General features: G+C 65.5%; 14 protein-coding genes. 7 read left to right on the forward strand and 7 right to left on the reverse strand.

Annotated elements, in window-relative coordinates:
- Positions 1 to 2: 2 nt before the first annotated feature.
- A complete protein-coding gene (locus tag ABDW49_RS21285; protein ID WP_343615034.1) occupies positions 3 to 3,131 on the forward strand; it encodes an efflux RND transporter permease subunit in 3,129 nt (1,042 codons plus the stop codon).
- 48 nt (positions 3,132 to 3,179) lie between these two features.
- Here ABDW49_RS21285 and ABDW49_RS21290 read toward each other — a convergent pair whose 3' ends face one another.
- From ABDW49_RS21290 to ABDW49_RS21300, 3 genes are read right to left on the reverse strand one after another with little or no spacing between them, the layout of a single operon-like run.
- A complete protein-coding gene (locus tag ABDW49_RS21290; protein ID WP_343615036.1) occupies positions 3,180 to 4,673 on the reverse strand; it encodes an amidohydrolase family protein in 1,494 nt (497 codons plus the stop codon).
- Positions 4,674 to 4,695: 22 nt separating this feature from the next.
- A complete protein-coding gene (locus tag ABDW49_RS21295; RefSeq protein ID WP_343615038.1) occupies positions 4,696 to 5,532 on the reverse strand; it encodes an alpha/beta hydrolase in 837 nt (278 codons plus the stop codon).
- A gap of 27 nt (positions 5,533 to 5,559) precedes the next feature.
- Positions 5,560 to 7,929, reverse strand: a complete 2,370-nt coding sequence (locus ABDW49_RS21300; protein ID WP_343615040.1) for a TonB-dependent receptor — start codon at positions 7,927 to 7,929, stop codon at positions 5,560 to 5,562.
- 204 nt (positions 7,930 to 8,133) lie between these two features.
- Between ABDW49_RS21300 and ABDW49_RS21305 the strand changes: the two genes are divergently transcribed.
- Complete coding sequence (locus ABDW49_RS21305) at positions 8,134 to 9,015, forward strand: 3'-5' exonuclease (protein ID WP_343615042.1); 882 nt, start codon at positions 8,134 to 8,136, stop codon at positions 9,013 to 9,015.
- A gap of 13 nt (positions 9,016 to 9,028) precedes the next feature.
- Here the strand turns inward: ABDW49_RS21305 and ABDW49_RS21310 are convergent, their stop codons facing one another.
- The 4 genes from ABDW49_RS21310 to ABDW49_RS21325 all read right to left on the reverse strand — a co-directional run bounded on the left by ABDW49_RS21310 (position 9,029) and on the right by ABDW49_RS21325 (position 14,418).
- The gene (locus ABDW49_RS21310; protein WP_343615043.1) at positions 9,029 to 10,135 is read right to left on the reverse strand and encodes a PepSY-associated TM helix domain-containing protein; all 1,107 of its coding nucleotides are present in this window, start codon (positions 10,133 to 10,135) and stop codon (positions 9,029 to 9,031) included.
- Positions 10,129 to 12,609: a TonB-dependent siderophore receptor gene (locus ABDW49_RS21315; protein WP_343615045.1), complete on the reverse strand. Its 2,481-nt coding sequence runs from the start codon at positions 12,607 to 12,609 to the stop codon at positions 10,129 to 10,131. The genes ABDW49_RS21310 and ABDW49_RS21315 overlap by 7 nt, the downstream gene beginning before the upstream one ends.
- 186 nt (positions 12,610 to 12,795) lie before the next feature.
- Entirely contained in the window at positions 12,796 to 13,809 is a 1,014-nt protein-coding gene (locus tag ABDW49_RS21320) for a FecR domain-containing protein (RefSeq protein WP_343615046.1), read from the reverse strand.
- 96 nt (positions 13,810 to 13,905) lie between these two features.
- The gene (locus ABDW49_RS21325) at positions 13,906 to 14,418 is read right to left on the reverse strand and encodes a sigma-70 family RNA polymerase sigma factor (protein ID WP_343615048.1); all 513 of its coding nucleotides are present in this window, start codon (positions 14,416 to 14,418) and stop codon (positions 13,906 to 13,908) included.
- Between the two features lie 397 nt (positions 14,419 to 14,815).
- Here ABDW49_RS21325 and ABDW49_RS21330 point away from each other — a divergent pair, with 397 nt between their 5' ends.
- From ABDW49_RS21330 to ABDW49_RS21350, 5 genes are read left to right on the forward strand one after another with little or no spacing between them, the layout of a single operon-like run.
- On the forward strand, positions 14,816 to 15,733 hold the full coding sequence (locus tag ABDW49_RS21330) for an alpha/beta hydrolase (protein WP_343615050.1): 918 nt from the start codon (positions 14,816 to 14,818) through the stop codon (positions 15,731 to 15,733).
- Positions 15,730 to 16,221 carry a cupin domain-containing protein gene (locus ABDW49_RS21335; RefSeq protein ID WP_343615052.1) on the forward strand — a complete coding sequence of 164 codons (492 nt, stop codon included), beginning with the start codon at positions 15,730 to 15,732 and terminating at the stop codon, positions 16,219 to 16,221. Before ABDW49_RS21330 ends, ABDW49_RS21335 begins: the two co-directional genes overlap by 4 nt.
- Positions 16,218 to 16,829 (forward strand): hydrolase, encoded by a 612-nt coding sequence (locus ABDW49_RS21340; protein ID WP_343615054.1) that lies wholly within the window; start codon positions 16,218 to 16,220, stop codon positions 16,827 to 16,829. Before ABDW49_RS21335 ends, ABDW49_RS21340 begins: the two co-directional genes overlap by 4 nt.
- A 40-nt stretch (positions 16,830 to 16,869) precedes the next feature.
- Positions 16,870 to 17,580, forward strand: coding sequence for an SDR family oxidoreductase (gene bdcA / locus ABDW49_RS21345; RefSeq protein ID WP_343615057.1), 711 nt, complete (start codon positions 16,870 to 16,872; stop codon positions 17,578 to 17,580).
- Positions 17,581 to 17,639: 59 nt separating this feature from the next.
- Positions 17,640 to 18,419 carry an SDR family oxidoreductase gene (locus tag ABDW49_RS21350; RefSeq protein WP_343615059.1) on the forward strand — a complete coding sequence of 260 codons (780 nt, stop codon included), beginning with the start codon at positions 17,640 to 17,642 and terminating at the stop codon, positions 18,417 to 18,419.
- The last annotated feature ends 40 nt before the right edge of the window (positions 18,420 to 18,459 follow it).

Raw genomic sequence — 18,459 nt, forward strand, 5'->3', positions numbered from 1 at the left:
TCATGAAGATTTCCGCCTGGGCGATCCGCCATCCCATTCCCGTGGCCGTCATCATGATCGCGCTGACGCTGGCGGGGATCTGGTCCTATCTGCTGCTGCCGATCAAGCGTTTTCCCAATGTGGAATTCCCCGTCGTCTCGGTCTCCGTCACCCAGCAGGGCGCCGCGCCCAGCGAGATGGAGCAGCAGATCACCCGCCCCATCGAGGATGCGCTGACCGGTATTGCGGGCCTGCGTCACACCAGCTCGACCGTCACGCTGGGGGCTTCCAGCACCTCGGCCGAGTTCGAAATCGGCACCGATATGCAAAAGGCGGTGGAGGATGTGCGCACCGCCGTCGAGCGCACCCGCGCCACCCTGCCGCAGGGCATCGATGCGCCCAGCGTGACGCGGGTCGATATGTCTTCGGCGCCCATCCTGACCTATGCGGTCAGCGCGCCGGGGGTGAGCGCGGTCGATCTGTCATGGTTCGTGGACGATACGGTGGCGCGCGCCTTGCAGGCGCAGCGCGGCGTGGCGCAGGTGAAGCGGATCGGCGGCGTCAGCCGGGAAATCAACATCACCCTCGATCCCGACCGCATGACCGCCCATGGCGTCACGGCCTATGCGATCAACACCGCGCTGGCCCAGTTCCACCGCGACGACACCGGCGGCCGCTCCGAAGCGGGCGGGCGTGAGCAGACCATCCGCGTGCTGGGCTCCTCGGCGACGATGGAGCAGTTGCGCAATCTCACCATCCCGCTGAGCGCCACGCAATATGTGCGGCTGGGCGATCTGGCCACCATCACCGACAGCCATGCCGAGGAACGCGGCTTTGCCCGGCTCGACGGCCACCCCGCCATCGCCTTTCAGGTCAGCAAGACCACGGCGGCCAGCGACGTGTCGGTCGAAGACGGCGTCGACCGCGCCATCGCCACGCTGAACGGGCAGAACAAGGGGATCGCGATCAGCAAGGTGGTCTCCACCGTGTCGGACACGCGGGCCTCCTATCTGGCGACGGTGCATGTGCTGATCGAGGGCATGGTGCTGGCGGCGCTGGTGGTGTTCCTGTTCCTGCGCGACTGGCGCGCGACGGTGATCGCGGCCTTGGCGATGCCGCTGTCGCTGGTGCCGACCTTTGGCGCGATGGTGATCTTCGGTTTCAGCCTCAACGTCATCACCCTGCTGGGTCTGACCCTGGTGATCGGCATTCTGGTCGACGATGCCATCGTGGAAATCGAGAACATCCAGAAGCGCATCGAGGGCGGGGCGAGCCCCTATCGCGCCTCGCTGATCGGCGCGGACGCCATCGGCCTTGCCGTGGTGGCGACGACGGCGACGATCATCGTGGTCTTTGCGCCCGTGTCCTTCATGGGCGGCCAATCGGGGCAGTTCTTCCGCGAATTCGGCCTGACGGTGGCGGTGGCGGTGCTCTTTTCGCTGCTGGTGGCGCGTTTCGTCACCCCGCTGATGGCGGCCTACTTTCTCAAGCCTTCCACCCACAGCACGCCGCCGCATCAGTTGCGCGGGGCCTATCCCAAGGTGCTGGACTGGGCGCTGGCCCGGCCCAAGACGACGGTGGGGATCGGCATTCTGGTGTTCGTGGGCGCGCTGGGGATTGCCGCCACCCTGCCGGTGGGGTTCCAGCCGACGGGCGATCCGGGCTATTTCTACCTCTCGATGCAGGGCACCGCGGGCTCCAATCATGAGACCATGGACCGCGCCGTGCGCGACGTGACCGCGCGGTTGCGCAAGCTGCCCGATGTGGAGCGGGTCTTTGCGCAAGTGGGGTCCACCAGTTCGGGCGGCGGGCCCGGCGGGGGCGGCGGTTCCTCCGATCTGCAGACCGGCACGCTGAGCATCGTGCTGAAGCACGACCGTTCGATGACCACCGATGAGTTCCAGCGCTCGATCACCGGCCTGTTGCGGCAGGTGCCCGAAGTGCGGCTGAACAATCAGGGCGGTTTTGGCGCGGCGGGCGTGGAAGTGGTGCTGGCCGGGCGCGATGGTGACGCTCTGGCGCGCGCGCAGTCTGCCCTGCTGCGCGACATGCAGGGCATGAAGACCACATTGGACCCGCGCCCCGCGCCGCCGCCCTCCGCGCCCGAACTCATCATCCGGCCACTGCCCGATGCGGCGGCTCGGTTGAATGTGTCGTCGCAGGCGATTGCGCAGGTGGCGCGGATCGCGACGATTGGCGATATCGACGCCAATGTCGCCAAATTCCCGACGATTCAACAGCGCCTGTCGATCCGGGTGCGTCTGCCGCGTGACGCCCGCGCCGATCTCGACCAGATCGGCAATCTGCAGGTGCCCACGCTGGACGGCAAGATGACTCCGCTGCGCACGGTGGCCGAGCTGTCGATCGCGTCCGGCCCCGGCCAGATCCAGCGCTATGACCGCGAGCGGCGCGTGTCGGTGCAGGCCGATCTTAACGGCACCACCATCGGCCAGGCCCTGAACGAGGTGGCGACCCTGCCCGCCATGCATCACCTGCCCGCAGGCGTGCATGAGGCCCGCACCGGCGACAGCGAGGCGCTGGCCGATCTGTTCGGCGGCATCGTGGGGGCGATGGCCTCGGGCATTCTGATGATCTATTTCGTGCTGGTGATGCTGTTCCACAGCTTCTTCAAGCCGGTCACCATTCTCTCGGCCCTGCCGCTGACCATGCTGGGGGCCTTTGTGGCGCTCAAGGTGACGGGCATCGCGATCACCTTGCCGGTGCTGATCGGCATGTTGATGCTGCTGGGGCTGGCGGCCAAGAATTCGATCCTGCTGGTCGAATTCGCCATCGAGGACGAGCGCGCCGGGCAGCCCCAGCGTGAGGCCATCATGAACGCCTGCCGCGAACGTGCCCGCCCGATCGTGATGACCACCGTGGCCATGGCGGCCGGCATGCTGCCCACGGCTCTGGGCATCGGCGAGGGATCGACGTTCCGCCAGCCCATGGCCATTGCGGTGATCGGCGGGCTGATCAGCTCGACGATGCTGTCGCTGGTGATGGTGCCGGTGGTCTATGAGCTGATCGACAATCTCGAAATGCGTCTGCGCCCGCGTCTGGCAAAATTCATCACGCCGCGGGCGCCCGGTGATGACGATCCGGTCCTGCCGGAGCAGGTCACGCTGGTCAGCCCGACGCCTGATGCCCTTTAGCAAGCGCTTTCCGGGCGGGGGGAGCGGACAGGCGACGCCCCCCGCGCATCACTGTTCGCGATCGGCAACCTTCTGTCGGAGCCCGGCGAGGTCGGTGGCGGTGAAATAGCGGCCATCGTGGATAAGGCCGGAGATCCGGTGCAGATTGGCGGCGCTGGCCAGCGGATCGGCATCGAGCAGCAGAAGATCGGCGGTCTTGCCGGTCTCCACCGTGCCCATGCTGGCCTCGCGGTGGAGGTAGCGGGCGGGGTTGAGCGTGGTCATCTGCAGGATCGCCAGCGGCGGCAGTCCGGCCTGAGCCAGCAGATCGAACTCCTGATGCAGGCCATAGCCGGGCACGACCCAGCCCGCGCCGCCCGTGTCGTCGCCCGCCATCATCGGCACATGATGGTCGTAGAACAGTTTGGTCAGCGCCAGTTGCACGGTGAACAGGCGGCTCAGCACGGCGCGCGCGGGCTCGGTCATCACCGATGTGTAGCGCTCGCCCGCCGCATGCCAGACGGCCCGGTCCGAGCCGATGACATAGCGCAGCTCGGGACTGTTCACATAGGCCGGGTCATCGCCTAACTCCATGGTGCGCACCCGGATCAGCGTTGGTGTCTGCCAGATGCCGCGCGCCGCCAGCGTGTCTGCCAGAGCGCCGCATTTGCCCGCATCATAGCTGTCGAGCACTCTGGCATAGGCCAGGATCGCGGGCAGCGGCGTGAAGGCCAGCGGATTGGCCAGCCCGATCGCGCCGGGCACGCCGGGCGGCGGGGTGCCGGCGCCGGTTTTGGGGGCCTCGGGCGGTGCAACGACCGGGCGCGGCGGCACGATGGCCGCGCGCAAGGCGCTTTCCTGCGAGGAACAGCCCAGCAGCAGCGCATCGCCGGGGCCCAGATGCTCGATGCCGTCCATGCCATGCTCGGCGGCCTCACGCGGGTCCACCAGGGGCAGGAGGTGGCCGGTGACCGTCAAGCCATCGGCCTTGGCGGCGGCATGGGCGGCAAACAGCACGGCGGGCGGCAGGCTGATCGCCTTGATGAAATCGGCGCCCTGCGCTTTCTGGCGATGCACCTCGGCGGCGGCCATCTCGGGCGTGGCGGCATTGGGGCCGACCAGCAGCGATCCGGGCGTCACCAGCAAGGTGGGCGCCAGCTTCGGCATCAGCGTGCCCGCCTTGCGCGCGGCCAGCAGCTCGGGCGAGCCGCTCATCTGGCGGAAGCCGGTGATGCCCATCGCCAGCATCATCTGGAGCTGGTTGACCGTGTCGCCCGGATTGAGCGGATGGGCATGCATGTCATTGTAACCGGGGACGATAAACTTGCCCCTGGCGTCGATCAGCCGGTCGCCGGGGGCGGCTTTGACCTTTCCGGCTTCGGCGATGCTGGCGATCCGGCTGCCTTCCACCACCACCGCACGATGCGCGGTCAGCTTGCCGCTGCGCGTGTCGACGATGGTGGCATTGTCGAGCACGATGCGCTGCGCGCAGGCCGCCGAAGCCGTGCCCAGGGCGAGGGCCATGCTGGCCGCATGCAGCCAGAGGCCTTTGATGTTGGCCATATATGTTTCCTTTGATCGGGGGTCAGCCAGCCACCGCCGCGCGTTCGTCCAGCAGGTGGTTCAGGGTTTGGGCAAAGGCCTCGGGCTTCACCGCATAGCCCAGATGGGCGCCGGGGAAGATCCGCAGCGGGGCCTCCAGCTTGTCCGACAGGGCGTGGGCGATGGGGGTGGTGGGGTTGGCCGGGTCCTGCATTTCCTCGCCCACGCCGATCACCAGCCGGGCTGCTTCCAGCTTCAGCGCCGCCATATCGAGCTGCACCGGCGGATAGTGGCGCATTTCATGTTCGAACCAATAGGTCATGTTCTTCACGATCTGGGGCGCGGGCGTGCCCGACATGGTCTGCGCAAAGACCTGATGATCCGAGGTCGGCGTCTGCATCCAGACGCGCATAAAGCGCTGCATTGCCGCGCCGATGCCTTGCGCCTTGTAGAGATCGTAAATGGCAAGATTTTCGGCGATCAGCGCGTCACCCTTTGGGTGATGGTGCGAGGCGGGCGGCTCATGCGCGATCAGCGTCTCGACCACCTCGGGGTGGCGTGCCAGCACGGTCAGCGCGACGATGGCGCCCGAGCTGCTGCCCAGAATAGTGGCGCGGCCCTTGCCGGTATGCTCGATGAGGCGGGCGACATCGTCGGCATCGGTCTCCAGCCTTTGGGCATAATCCTGCTCGCCCTCGAGCATGCTGCGGGAAAAGCCCCGGCGGTCGTAGATCAGCACGGTGAACCGGTCCCGCAACTGCTGCGCAAGGGCTTGAAACACCATGGCGCAGCCTTGCGCGCCGGGGATGAACACGATCAGCGGCCCATCGCCGACGGTTTCGAAATAGAGCTCGGCGCCGGGGACTTGCAATGTGCTCATGGGGACGTCTCCTCTCGCAGGGGGGATCTAGAATTTGACCGAAACGCGGCCGCCGAAGGTGCGCGGCGGAGTCGTGCCCACCACCGTCAGATTGATGAGCGGCGCGGGCGACTGGAAGGTGGGCACGCGATTGTCCTCGATGTTGCGCACAAAAGCCGCAGCAGACCACCGGCCATTGGCGGGCCCGAAGGAGATCTGGGCATTGGTCTGCCAGCTATGATCGACGTAGCCCCCGCCATCGCTGACATAGGAGAAGTTGATGAAGCGGCCGCTCTTATACTGCGTATCGACCCCCATCACGACCTTGTAGTCGCCGACCGGGATGGTCTGCTGCGCCCCCAGATTCATCGTCCAGCGCGGCGCATTGTTGGCGGCAAAGCCCGAGCAGTTGATGACATAGACCGGCCCGCTCAGCGTATAGGGGCAGCCCGTGACCGGCGCTGCCGAAGCGCCCGTGGTGTAGACAAAAGAGTCGTTCCGGGCGTGCAGATACTGGATATCGGCACTGAGCAGGGTGTTTTTGGTGACCAGCGCCTGCGTTTCCACCTCGACGCCGTAGATCTTCGAGCTGCCGATGTTGTCGGTGAAATTGGCGTTGCTGCCGTTGCTGTCGAGCCCGACATGGTTGACCTGCTGATTGTGATAATTCCAGAGGAAGCCCTCGATGTTCAACTGCAGGCGGTTGCCGAAGAAACGGTTCTTGCTGCCCAGCGTGTAGGCGGTGATGGTTTCGGGCTGATAGGTCGTATGGCCGACCGCCGCCGCAAAGCCACCCGAGCGATAGCCGGTCTCCACGCTGGCATAGAGCAGGGAATGGCGGGTCAGATCATACTCCACCGCGCCGCGCCATGTGACGCGCTGGTTGGTGAGTTGCGAATTGTAGCTGCTGTCGGTGCGGGTCACGATGGCACCGCTGGTGCCCAGAGGCGCTGCGGGCACGCCCTGCGGCGGGAAGGCGAAGGGCAGTTGCGAGGGATCGTCGACAAGGGGGAACAGCGGCGCCGTGGGGCAGCCGACCGTGGCCGGGGCCCGGCAGACGATCACCCCGGTGACGCCGTTGCTGACGAAATCCTTGTGGTCATGGGTGTAACGAATACCGCCGACAAGGCGCAATGTGTCGGTCAGATTGGCGGTCAGGCGACCGAAGGGCGCCCATGAGGCGGTGTTGATCCGCTGATCGGTCCATGAAGACTGAGCAAAGACATTGACATCGGCATGATAGTCTTCGGTCTCATGGTAGTAGAGCATGCCCAGCGTATAGGAGAAGATGTCGATACGGTTGCCGTTGAAGCGCAATTCTCCGCTGTATTGCGAGTCATCCTCGCGCGTCTTGTAGAAGAAGGCGGCGGCATCGGCGGAATAGTCCAGCTTCGAATCGCGCCATGCCGGGATGAAGGTCAGTGTGCCGGCATCGGTTTTCCAGGTGATCTCGGCATTGGCGCCGTAGAAGTGGTTGTTCTGATAGGGCATCGGGGTCAGCGCGCCCAGAGTGCGCCCCGAAAGCCCGACATAGGTGCCCTGGCGAAAGGCCTGGGACGCTGGCGTATACAGCCCCTGATCGACAGGAATGTTGGAAGGGACGAAACTGTACCTGGCTGTGGCGGGGTTGAGCACATATTTGCCGGTGTAGCTGACGCTGTAACCATAACCGCCATTATGCGCATAATCGATGCCGATCCGCGCGGTCAGCCGGTCGGTCAGCCTGCCCGCCATCTGGAAGCGCAGGCCTTCGGTGCGATCGTCAAAGGTGCCGTCTTTCAGATAGCCGTCGCGGCGAGTGATCGTGCCGGACAGGCGGGCCGCGCCATCCTGCCCCATCGCCAGATTGATCGCCCCTTCGGCGTTGAAGGCGTTGTAATTGCCGTAGCTGGCGGTGGCATAGCCCGAAGTCTCGCCATAATGCGGATGCTCGGGGTTGACGTTGATCGCGCCGCCGGTCGCATTGCGGCCATAGAGCGTGCCTTGCGGGCCCTTGAGCACCTCGACGCGCGACAGGTCGAAGAAGGCGCCCGTGGTCGAGGTGGGGCGGCCGACATAGACATTGTCGTAATTGTAGGCGATGGCCGGGTCGCTGGTGGGCACGACGGTGAAATTGCCGACGCCGCGCAGGAAGATCAGATTGCCGGTGCTGCTGGGCTCCACCGTCAGGGCGGGCACATGGTCGCTCAGCAGACTGGCGTTGGTGGTGCCTGCGGCGACCAGATCGGCGCCGGTCACCACATCGACGGCCACGGCGGCGCGCTGCAGGTTTTCCTCGCGCCGCTGCGCGGTGACGATGATTTCGGTCAATTGCGGACTGCCGGCGGCCGCGCCCCCCGATGGCGCGTCGCTTTGGGCAAAGGCCAGCCCCGGAACCAAAGCCAGGCACGCAACCGTGCTCATCAAGGCGGTGTGCATGATCATCTCCCCAGATGTTCTGTTTCTGTCATCGGGCCGGATGGCTTGTGCTTTGGCCGGTCCCGTGCAGTTGAAGCGATGCTATTCTGTTAGCGCATGGAGCGAGCGATGCAGATTTGTGATGGCTGATGACCGCTGCTTATCAGTGCGCGAAAGCGGATGCGCCTTTCCCATTCCCGGAGACCGGGCTATCGGCGCGCTGCCATGACAAACCTTTCCGCCGCAACACTCGATCACGCCGCCGACCTGCTCGAAGCCCATCCCGATTTCCGGGTGCTGCGCCGCCTGCGTGCCGTGGAATGGCTGTTCACCGGAAAGCCCTCGGGCGATATGCGGGTCGGCGTGGCGGTGGATGTCGAAACCACCGGTCTGGACCATGGCAAGGACCAGATCATCGAACTGGCGATCCAGCGCTTTCGCTTCGATGCGCTGGGCCGCATCACCGAAATCGGTCAGGCAAGGGTCTGGCGGGAGGACCCCGGCGTCCCGCTCGATCCGCGTATCACCATGCTCACCGGCCTCACCGATGAGGATCTGGTCGGCAAGGCGATCGATGAGGCGGCCGCCATCCATATCCTTGCTTCGGCGGACATCATCGTCGCGCATAATGCGGCCTTCGACCGGCCCTTTGTCGACCGCCGTCTGCCGGCCATCGCGGGCAAGGCATGGGCCTGCTCGATGGCGGAGGTCGACTGGCTCGAACTGGGGTTCGAGGGGCGGGCGCTGGCGCATCTGGTCGCGCAATGCGGCTGGTTCTACGAGGGGCATCGCGCGGAAAATGACATTCTCGCGCTGATCCATCTGCTTTCCCATGCGCTGCCGGATGAGACGACGATCCTCTCCGCCTTGTTGGCCCGCTCGGCGCAGCCTCTGTTCCGGATCCATGCCGTCGAGGCTCCTTTCGACGCCAAGGATGCGCTCAAGGCGCGGGGTTATCGCTGGGATTCACTCCTGCGCTTCTGGTGGACCAGCGTATCGGGTGAGGATCTGGAGGCTGAAACCGCCTGGTTGAGCGAACATGTCTATTGCGGGCGCGGCAACCCGGCCATTTCCGAGCAATCGGCGCTGGAGCGTTACAGCCGATAGGGCGACCCGAAGCCTATGTCTGCTTGCGCCACCAGAGATAGAGGCCGCTGACCAGCACCACGATCGTTGCCAGATCGAACAGCGCCCAGATGATCTTGAGGGGAAGCCCGCCATAATCCCCGAAATGCAGGGGGCGTGCGACCTCCAGCAAACGCAGATACCAGGGCATGCTGACAATCGCTGTCAGCCTGCCGCTGCGTGCATCGACCAGCACCGGATTGAACAGGCGGCTGGTGAGCGGGGTGTCGCCTTGCAGCCAGACGATATAGTGCCACGGGCTGCCCTCGCGGTCATTGGGGAAGCCGATGCTCAGCATGGTGGTGCCGGGCAGGGCTTGCATGGCGGTCTCGACCGCGTGCTGGGCAGAGGCCAGATGATCCTGCCCGGCCAGATCCCGCCCCGCATAGGGTGTGAGAGAGGCTGCCACCTCATGCTTTTGCCAGACCGCGAAGAGGGGCACGGCCAGCGTGTTCATGGCCCCCGTCGCCCCCACCAACAGCGCCCAGACGACTGTGACGATGCCCAGCAGATTGTGCAGGTCGAGCCACAAGATCCTTGCGCCGCGATGCCGGCGCAAGGTTCCAAAAGCCAGTTTTCTGGTGAAGGGCCCATAGAGCGCCACGCCCGAGACGATCGCCACCATGAAGAGCAGGCCCATCGCGCCCAGAAACAGCTCTCCCCACAGGCCCGCCAGCAGGCTGCGGTGTAGCGTCAGCAGGAAAGCCGTCGGGCTTTGCGCGGACAGCGCCGCGCGGCTGCCTTCGCGCAGCAGCCGTCCCGACTGCGCATCGAAGACCAGCAGATGTTCGAGCGCGGGATCGGCATGAACCGCTTCCAGCGAGGGCGCCATGCGCAGGATGATCGCCGCGGCGTCATCCGGCTGAAACAGGGAGATGACCGCCTGTCCGGGATAGCGCGCCCGCCCCTGCGCGATCAGGCGGTCGAGCGAGGGGGCGCTCATCCCCGGTCGTGGCGCATCGTGCCGCGTGTGATCGAAGGCGCGGTCGATCTCCGCGCTGAAGATCAGCGGCACGCCGGTCAGGCACAGCACCAGCAGGAACAGCGTGCAGACCAGACTGCTCCAGCGATGCAGCCGCGACCAGCCCTTGATCGTCACCACGCGTAGCGGATCCCGGCCAGCACCTGCCGCCCCTGCCCGAAGGTGCAATAGGTCAGATCGGTGCAGGTCACATAGGTCCTGTCGAACAGATTGCTGACATTGACGCTGAGCTTCACGCCCGCAAGCCTTGGCACAAGCCGCCCCACCTCATACTGCATGCCCAGATCGGCCAGCGTATAGCCGGGCACCTTGAAGCTGTTGGTGGGATTGCCATAGCTGGGGCCGACATAACGCACCCCGCCGCTGGCCTTCAGGCCGGGGATCAGCGTGTCGGCCAGATCGTAGGAGAGCCAGAGCGCGGCCATGTCCTGAGGGATGCCTGCCGGTGCCTTGCCCAGAATGCTGGCGGTGGCGCTGGTGTTGCGCAGCTCGTCATGGGTGTAGCTGGCGATCACCTGCACCCGGTCGGTCAGCCAGGCATGGGCTTCGGCCTCCACCCCGCGCGAACGCACCTCGCCCGTCTGGGTGAGCGAGCCGGTGTAGAGCGAGTTGGAAACCGTGACATTGGTCTGCCGCAGATCATAGGCGGCCAGCGTGACGAAGCTCTTGCCGCCCGCGGGCTGGAACTTGATCCCGGCCTCGACCTGCTTGCCCCTGGTGGGTTTGAGCGGCGCGCCCGTGTCGGTGTTGCCCGCCTGCGGCTGGAAGGAGGAGGACCAGCTGACATAGGGCGCCAGACTGTCGGTGATCTTGAACACGGCCCCCACGCGCCCGGTCAGGGCATGGCTGTTCTGGTCGGTGACGCCGCCGGTCTTGTAGGACACGCTGTGCGTGCCCGCCCAGTCCTGCCGCAAACCGCCGACCAGCGTCAGCCGCCCCAAGGTCGCCTGATCCTGAGCATAGATCCCGGCCTGCCGGGTGCGTTCCTGCGTGGAGCTGCCCAGCAGGAAATCGGGTTCGGGCACGGTCTGGAAATAGGCGGGCGCCGCGATCACCAGATTGGGCGGATTGCGCCCGTCGAGGCGGCTGTAATAGAGATAATGATCGAACTGGGTGTTGAGCAGATCCACACCCGCCACGAAACGATGCTGCACCGGCCCCGTCGCAAAATCGGCGTTGAGCTGATTGTCCATGCTGACGGCATCGACCGTGCCGAAATTGTTATAGGCCACGCGGCTGAGCGCAGTGCCGGTGGCATCATAGCCCGATCCGTCGCCTACATGGTGGATCGTCTGGCTGTTGTGCATGAAGCGGAAGTTCTGGCGGAATTTGAGCGCGTCGGTGAAGCGGTGCTCGAAGCGGTAGGCGATGCTCGCTTCTTCCTTGCGGTAGACGTCATAGCCCGGATCGCCGGTGTTGAGCGAGCGGGGGATCGTCACCTTGCCGGGCAGCACCGTGCCCACGGCGGGCACATAGTTGAAGGCGCCCGCTTGCGGATCCTTCTGGTAATTGCCGATCACGGTCAGCGTGTTGCGATCATCCGGCGTCCAGGTGAGGGCGGGGGCCACCGCGATGCGCTTCTGGCGCACATAATCGGTCTGGGTGCCGGTGGTCATGGCCACGGCGGTCAGCCGATAGGACAGGCTGCCCGAGGCGTTGAGCGCGCCGCCCAGATCGAAGCCGCCCCTGGCGCGGCCATAGCTGCCCGTTTCGAAGAAGACCTCATGGAGTGACTGCGTTGTCGGCTGCTTGGACACGATGTTGACCAGCCCGCCGGGCGGCGTCTGGCCATAGACGACCGAGACGGGGCCGCGCACGCTTTCCACGCGGTCGATCAGCCAGGTGTCGCGGGTGGCGATGTTGAAGCCGGAAAAGGGGATGGTCAGCCCGTCGATAAAGCTGCGGGCCTGAAAACCGCGCGTGTAGAGATATTCGAGCGAATCCTCATTGATGCCGCGCTGCTCGGCCACGATGCCCGGCGTGTAGCGCAGGGCTTGCGAGGTGCTCTGGGCATTCTGGTCGACGATCTGCGCATGGGTGACCACCGAGATGGAGGCCGGAATCTGGATCAGCGGCGTGTCGGTCTTGGTCGCGCCCGCGCCGCGCGTGGCGACATAGCCCTTGATGCCGGGCACGGCATCAGGCGCCATATCCGCGCCGGAGGTGTCGGTTGCCTCGCCTTCCACCCGCACCGGGCCAAGGCTGATCGCGCCCGCGCTCTGCGGCGCCGGTTCCAGCGTGACGGTGCTGCCGGTGATGCGAAAGGTCAGCCCGCTTCCCGCCAGCAGGCGGCTGAGCGCCTGAAGCGGGGGCATGCTGCCCTTCACCTCGGCGGCGTTGCGGCCTTCGACCAGCGGCGCCTGCGTGCTGACCTGCAACCCCGATTGCTGGCCGAAACTGGTCAGCGCATCGGCCAGCGGCTGGGCGGGGATATCGAAGCTGCGCGCGGCCTCCTGCGCCTGCACCAAGGTTGCGCATAGCGCCGCCATCGTGGTGATCGACGCGGCGATTGGCAGGCCCCATGCGGCGGTGATGAGGCGGCGCTGGCTCCTCTTGAGCGTCACCTTCCCGCTGATCTGACCGCCCGTAACCATGCTCTTGCCTCCTTGCACACTGTCTTGAATCCAGAGGCATGTTGATAATGCGTCGCATTGCCTCTCAATGCAATTGACGTGGGGGCAGAGGATTTTTCGGGGTGAGGGAGAATTTAGATCGCGCCAAAGCTGGAAATCGCGATCATAAAACTGATTTAAAATGATATTATTTTGAAAATCACCCGATCACGGCTCACCCGCCGATGACACCACAATCACCCAGGGCGTGATGCTGGTCACCGATCCACCATAGGCCTGCGCCAGAGCGCGCAGCGCCTCGACAGGCCGGGTCGCATCGTAAAGGCCGGTGACCCGCTGCCGGGCAAAAGCTTCGTCGCGCATCAGGATCATGCCTGAAAACCACGGGCGAAGCGCTTCGATCACCTCTCCCGCGGGGCGATCCCGCACGATGATCTGGCCGTTGCGCCATGCGGCCATCTGCTCGGCCGGGCGCTGTCCCCGGCTGACGGTGCCGTCAAAACCGACATGCAGGCTGTCCCCCCGCGACAAAGGTTCCGAGACGGGCGGAGCGCTGCTGTAGGCGACGCGGACCTGCCCCGCGGTGACTTCCGTCGTCACCCCCTTGCGCCCCAGCCTGATATCGAAGGCGGTGCCGATGTCGGTGGTGGTGACGCCCCCGGCATCGACATAGAAGGGGCGCGCGGCATCGTGGCGCACATCGAACCATGCCTCGCCCTTCAGCAGCCGGACCTGCCTGCGGTTGGCGGCATAGGTGACGGCAATGGCGCTGTCGGGCGCAAGCCGGGCGATGGTGCCGTCCGCCAGAACGGTCTGGCTGCGCTCGGCGGTTCCGGTGCGATAGCTGGCCTGCATGCGCAGCAGCAGCGAGGGCGTTGTGACCAGCACCAGACAGGCGGCCAGAGCGGTGGGAAGGATGTGGCGCGCTCTGGGCCGCCAGGCGGTTTTTGCGGCGCGCCGCCGGTAAGGGATGGGCCCGGCCGGAAGGACCGGCCGCGCGTCGGCGGCGCGCAGCGGCGGCATGAACATGGGGCGCAGATCGCCCGCCCGGTCGTAAGCATGGGCTGTTGTCGCCCAGGCGTTTGCATGCAGGTCCGATGCGGCAAGCCAGGCCTCGAAAGCGGCCAGCAGCTCGGCATTCTCCGGCTCCTCGCGCAGGAGGATGGCCCATGCGATCGCTGCCTCATCGGCGTCCGTTGTGTCGGGAGAAGCGCCTGTCATGCCCTGCCGTCTCATCACCTCTGCCGCCTGGCTCTCATGCCTTTGTTCAAGAGACGCATGACGGGGCGTTTTTTCCAACCCCACTGGCCGATCTTTTCAATCGTGATCAAGCGCGGCGCGAATATCCCGCAGCGCCGATGCCACCAGCCCATGCGCGCCGGTCACCGAAATGCCCAGATGCTCGGCGATTTCCCGCAATTTGGCGCCTTCGAAGCGGTGCATTTCAAAGGCCTCGCGCTTGCGTGCATCGAAGCCCTCGATGACATGGCGAATGCGGGCGAGTTCGTCCCGCGCGATCAGCATCTCCTCCACGGAAGGCTGGCGGTCCGGCTGCTGCTCGGCCTGCGCGGGGATCGGCTCGGCGGCGATCAGCCCCCGCTCGCTGGCGATCCGGCGGCTGCGGTCGATCGAGAGGTTGCGCAGGATCCGCCAGAGCAGATGGGTTGGCTTGGCAATGGGCTGTGTCCGCGCGGCCTTGTCGAGCCGCAGCCAGGCGTCCTGGACCAGATCCTCGGCGCCATCGGCATCGCCGCTGACGGCGCGGGCATAATTGATCAGATCGCCGCGCTGTTCGACCAGAATATCGGCAATGACCTTGCGCTGCGGCACGTGCTCGCCTTTCTGTCGCGGCAGGGGACTGGCCGCCGCATTTGCGAGGCATTCGCATCTTTAGGGGCATTGCCGGGATGCCGCAAGGGGCGGCTTGATGATCGTCCTGCCCGGACAACGAACATGGTTCTACCCGTTCGGGTAGGGCCGCAGACCCTCCCTGGGGTTGAAGCCTGACCCGCGTGCGCAGACAGTAGCCACCGCCATGACCGTGGCCGTCACCGCCCAGGGGAGAAGCGATGTCCCAAGCCATTGCGATGGCCGGCACACTTTGCCTCGCGGCACCCGTGCCGGCCCGGATTCCCCCGTTCCCGCATTCCGGTCGCGCTCCATAAACCACAGGCGAGATGCTTCCCGGATTGCCCCTTTGCCGCTCCCTGAAGCCCGAGGAGGTTTTATGCTACGCATGCTCGCCACCAGCCTGATCGCCTTGCTGTCCGCCGCTTCGGCTGACGCCAGGGTCCTGCCGTTCCCGGCGGCCTGCAAGGTTCAGGATGTCGCCACCAATGCCACCTCGCTGCATGTGCGTGTCTGCGGGAGCGGGCCTGCTGTCGTTCTGCTGCATGGCTATGGTGAAACCGGCGACATGTGGGCGCCGCTGGCTGCGGACCTTGCGCGCGATCACACGGTGATTGTGCCCGATCTGCGCGGCATGGGCCTCTCGGCACGGGCAGCGGGCGGGTATGACAAGAAGACGCAGGGCTATGACATTGCCGGTGTGCTCGATGCGCTGAAGGTCGGGCAGGTCGATCTGGTCACCCATGACATTGGCAATATGGTCGGCTTCGCCTTCGTGGCCGAGCATCGCGACCGGGTGAAAGCCTTTGTGCTGATGGATGCGCCCATTCCCGGCGTCGGCCCCTGGGATGAGATCCTGAAAAGCCCGATGCTCTGGCACTTCCGCTTCGGGGGGCCGGATATGGAGCGGCTCGTTGCCGGTCGCGAGCGCATCTATCTCGACCGCTTCTGGAACGAATTTTCCGCCGATCCCAAAAAGTTCGACGAAAAATCCCGCCAGCATTACGCTGCGATTTACGCCAGGCCCGGCGCGATGCATGCCGGTTTCGAGCAGTTCAAGGCCTTCGATCAGGACGTCAAGGACGATCAGGCCTTTCTGGCGGCGGGCAAGCTGACCATGCCGGTTCTGGCGATCGGCGGCGATCACTCCTTTGGCCCGACGATGGCGGTGGTGATGCGCGCCGCGGCCACCAATGTGCAGGAGGCTGTGGTGCGCGACTCCGGCCATTGGCTGATGGAGGAGCAGCCCGCGCAAACCGTCTCGGTGATCCGCACCTTCCTGGACGCGCAGAAGTGAGCCGCCTCCTGCTGCCCGCGCTCCTGCTGACCGCCACGGCGGCGAGTGGAGCGCCCGCCACGCATCCGGCCGAGATGCGCCTGACGCAGCCCGAAATCGCGGCGCAGCATCGCGCGTCTGGCGGGCCGGGCACCTCTGGCGTCGCAGGCATCCAGACGATCGTTCTGGCGGGCGATCCGACGGCGGCCGGTCCCTACACGATCGAACTGCGGGTTCCCGCCAACACCAAAATCGCGGCCCACACCCATCGTGATGATCGCACCGCGGTGGTCGTCTCGGGCATCTGGCATTTCGGCTATGGCCCGGTTGCGAATGCCTCGGCGACGAAAGCGCTGGGGCCCGGCAGTTTCTACAGTGAGCCGGGCGGTGATGCTCATTTCGCGATGACAGGCGCAACTCCGGTCACGGTCATCATCAGCGGCTTTGGCCCCACCGACACCAAATTCGTCGCCGCAGCGCCTGCAACCCATACGGAGAAACGACCATGACCTCGCCCGCCATCGCCCGTGACCCCATCGCGGACCACATGCTGACGCCGGAGAATGCGGCGCTGATCATCATCGATTTCCAGCCGGTGCAGGTCGGATCGATCGTGACGATGAACAAGCGGCTGCTGGTGAAGAATGTCACCGCGCTGGCCCGCACCGCCAAACTCTACGGACTTCCCGTTGTGCTCTCGACCGTCAATGTCGCGACCGGGCGGAACATGCCGACGATCCATCAGATCACCGAGGTGCTGCCCGATGTGCCGCCCATCGATCGCAACTCGATCAACGCCTGGGAGGACGATGATTTCGTGGCCGCCGTCAAGGCCACCGGGCGGTCCAAACTGATCATGGTGGCGCTGTGGACGGAGGTGTGCCTCGTCTTCCCAGCGCTCGATGCATTGCGTGCGGGCTATGAGGTCTATGCCGTCGTTGATGCCGTGGCGGGCACATCCGAAACCGCGCATCAGGCCGGGATCGATCGACTGGTTCAGGCTGGCGCCGTTCCCGTGAGCTGGATACAAGTCGCCTGCGAGCTGCAGCGTGACTGGGCCCGCGACGCGACCACCTCGGGCTTTGCCGAAATCGTCTTCGCCGAAGTCGGCCACTGACCGCGACAGGCCACCATCGACCATCCCAATGGAGTGTCCCATGACCGAAGACAGCCGCAAGATTCTCGTCATCGGCGGAAGCCGTGGTATCGGCGCCGCCATCGTCCAGCGCTTTGCCGAAAACGGCGATTCCGTGGCCTTCACCTATGCCGGGTCCGCCGAAGCGGCGGCAACGCTCCAGAAGAACACCGGCGCTGTTGCCGTGCTTTCGGATGCCTCGGATCGCGAGGCCCTGATCGCCGTGATCAGGGCGCAGGGCAAACTCGATGTTCTGGTGGTCAATGCCGGGGCGCTGGTGCTGGGAAATCCGCTCGACCTCGATGCCGATGCGGTCGACCGGATGATCGACCTCAATGTCCGCGCGCCCTATCATGCCGCCGTCGAGGCCGCGCGGAGCATGGCCGAGGGTGGCCGGATTATCATCATCGGCTCGGTCAATGGCGACCGGATGCCCTTTGAAGGCGGGGCGGCCTATGCGCTGACCAAATCGGCGATGCAGGGCATGGCGCGCGGTCTGGCGCGGGACTTCGGGGCGCGGGGCATCACCGTCAATGTCGTCCAGCCTGGACCGACCGACACCGACATGAACCCGGCCAACGGCCCGATGAGCGACGCCATGCACAGCTTCATGGCGATCAAGCGCCATGTGCGCCCCACCGAGGTTGCGGGCATGGTGCTCTGGCTCGCAGGGCCTGACGCCGGCGCGGTGACCGGCGCCATGCACACCATCGACGGCGGATTTGGCGCCTGAAACGCTGAGCCGGAACGGATCTGATACCCCCCCTCCCATCCGATCAAAGGACAAAGCTCATGAACATCGATCTCAGCGGCAAGACCGCGCTTGTCACCGGTTCGACCGAGGGCATCGGTTTCGCCATCGCACAGGGGCTGGCGAAAGCTGGCGCCACCGTCATCATCAATGGCCGCACCGGGGCGAAAGTCGATGCCGCGGTGGCGCGCATCGGTGGCAGCGCGCGCGGCGTGGCGGCGGACCTCGGCACTGCCGCCGGGCATGACCAACTGGTCAGGGCGGAGCCGCAGGCGGATATCGTGGTGAGCAACCTCGGCATCTTCCAGCCCGTCGATTTCTTCGACACGGATGACGCGATTTGGGACCGCCACTGGCAGGTCAATGTGATGGCGGGCGTGCGGCTTGCCCGCGCCTATCTGCCGAAGATGCAGGCGAGCGGCTGGGGCCGCTTCCTGTTGCTCGGCTCGGAATCCGCCTTCAACATTCCGGCCGACATGATCCATTATGGCGTCAGCAAGACCGCCGATGTCGCCCTCGCGCGCGGGCTTGCCAAGCGCATGGCGGGAACCGGTGTGACGGTGAACTCCGTCCTGCCCGGACCGACGCTGTCGGAAGGCGTTGCCGCGATGCTGGAGCATGAGCGGGCCACAACGGGCAAGCCGATCGAGGAGGTCGCCGCGGACTTCGTCAAGGCCTCGCGCTCGACCTCGATCATCCAGCGCGCGGCAACGGTCGAGGAGGTCGCCAACATGTTTGTCTATCTCGCCTCGCCGCTGGCTTCGGCGACCACCGGCGCCGCGCTGCGCGTCGATGGCGGGGTGATCGATACGCTGATGTAACCCGGAGCGGCGATTGGAGATTGTCGAGGCCGCAAGCTTC

Source organism: Novosphingobium sp., from assembly GCF_039595395.1.
Lineage (GTDB): Bacteria > Pseudomonadota > Alphaproteobacteria > Sphingomonadales > Sphingomonadaceae > Novosphingobium.

Excerpts from the sequence above, each read along its gene's own strand:
- ABDW49_RS21285 (WP_343615034.1), top strand. The coding sequence starts at position 3 with ATGAAGATTTCCGCCTGGGCGATCCGCCATCCCATTCCCGTGGCCGTC.
- ABDW49_RS21290 (WP_343615036.1), bottom strand. The coding sequence starts at position 4,673 with ATGGCCAACATCAAAGGCCTCTGGCTGCATGCGGCCAGCATGGCCCTC.
- ABDW49_RS21295 (WP_343615038.1), bottom strand. The coding sequence starts at position 5,532 with ATGAGCACATTGCAAGTCCCCGGCGCCGAGCTCTATTTCGAAACCGTC.
- ABDW49_RS21300 (WP_343615040.1), bottom strand. The coding sequence starts at position 7,929 with ATGCACACCGCCTTGATGAGCACGGTTGCGTGCCTGGCTTTGGTTCCG.
- ABDW49_RS21305 (WP_343615042.1), top strand. The coding sequence starts at position 8,134 with ATGACAAACCTTTCCGCCGCAACACTCGATCACGCCGCCGACCTGCTC.
- ABDW49_RS21315 (WP_343615045.1), bottom strand. The coding sequence starts at position 12,609 with ATGGTTACGGGCGGTCAGATCAGCGGGAAGGTGACGCTCAAGAGGAGC.
- ABDW49_RS21320 (WP_343615046.1), bottom strand. The coding sequence starts at position 13,809 with ATGACAGGCGCTTCTCCCGACACAACGGACGCCGATGAGGCAGCGATC.
- ABDW49_RS21330 (WP_343615050.1), top strand. The coding sequence starts at position 14,816 with ATGCTACGCATGCTCGCCACCAGCCTGATCGCCTTGCTGTCCGCCGCT.
- ABDW49_RS21340 (WP_343615054.1), top strand. The coding sequence starts at position 16,218 with ATGACCTCGCCCGCCATCGCCCGTGACCCCATCGCGGACCACATGCTG.
- bdcA (WP_343615057.1), top strand. The coding sequence starts at position 16,870 with ATGACCGAAGACAGCCGCAAGATTCTCGTCATCGGCGGAAGCCGTGGT.
- ABDW49_RS21350 (WP_343615059.1), top strand. The coding sequence starts at position 17,640 with ATGAACATCGATCTCAGCGGCAAGACCGCGCTTGTCACCGGTTCGACC.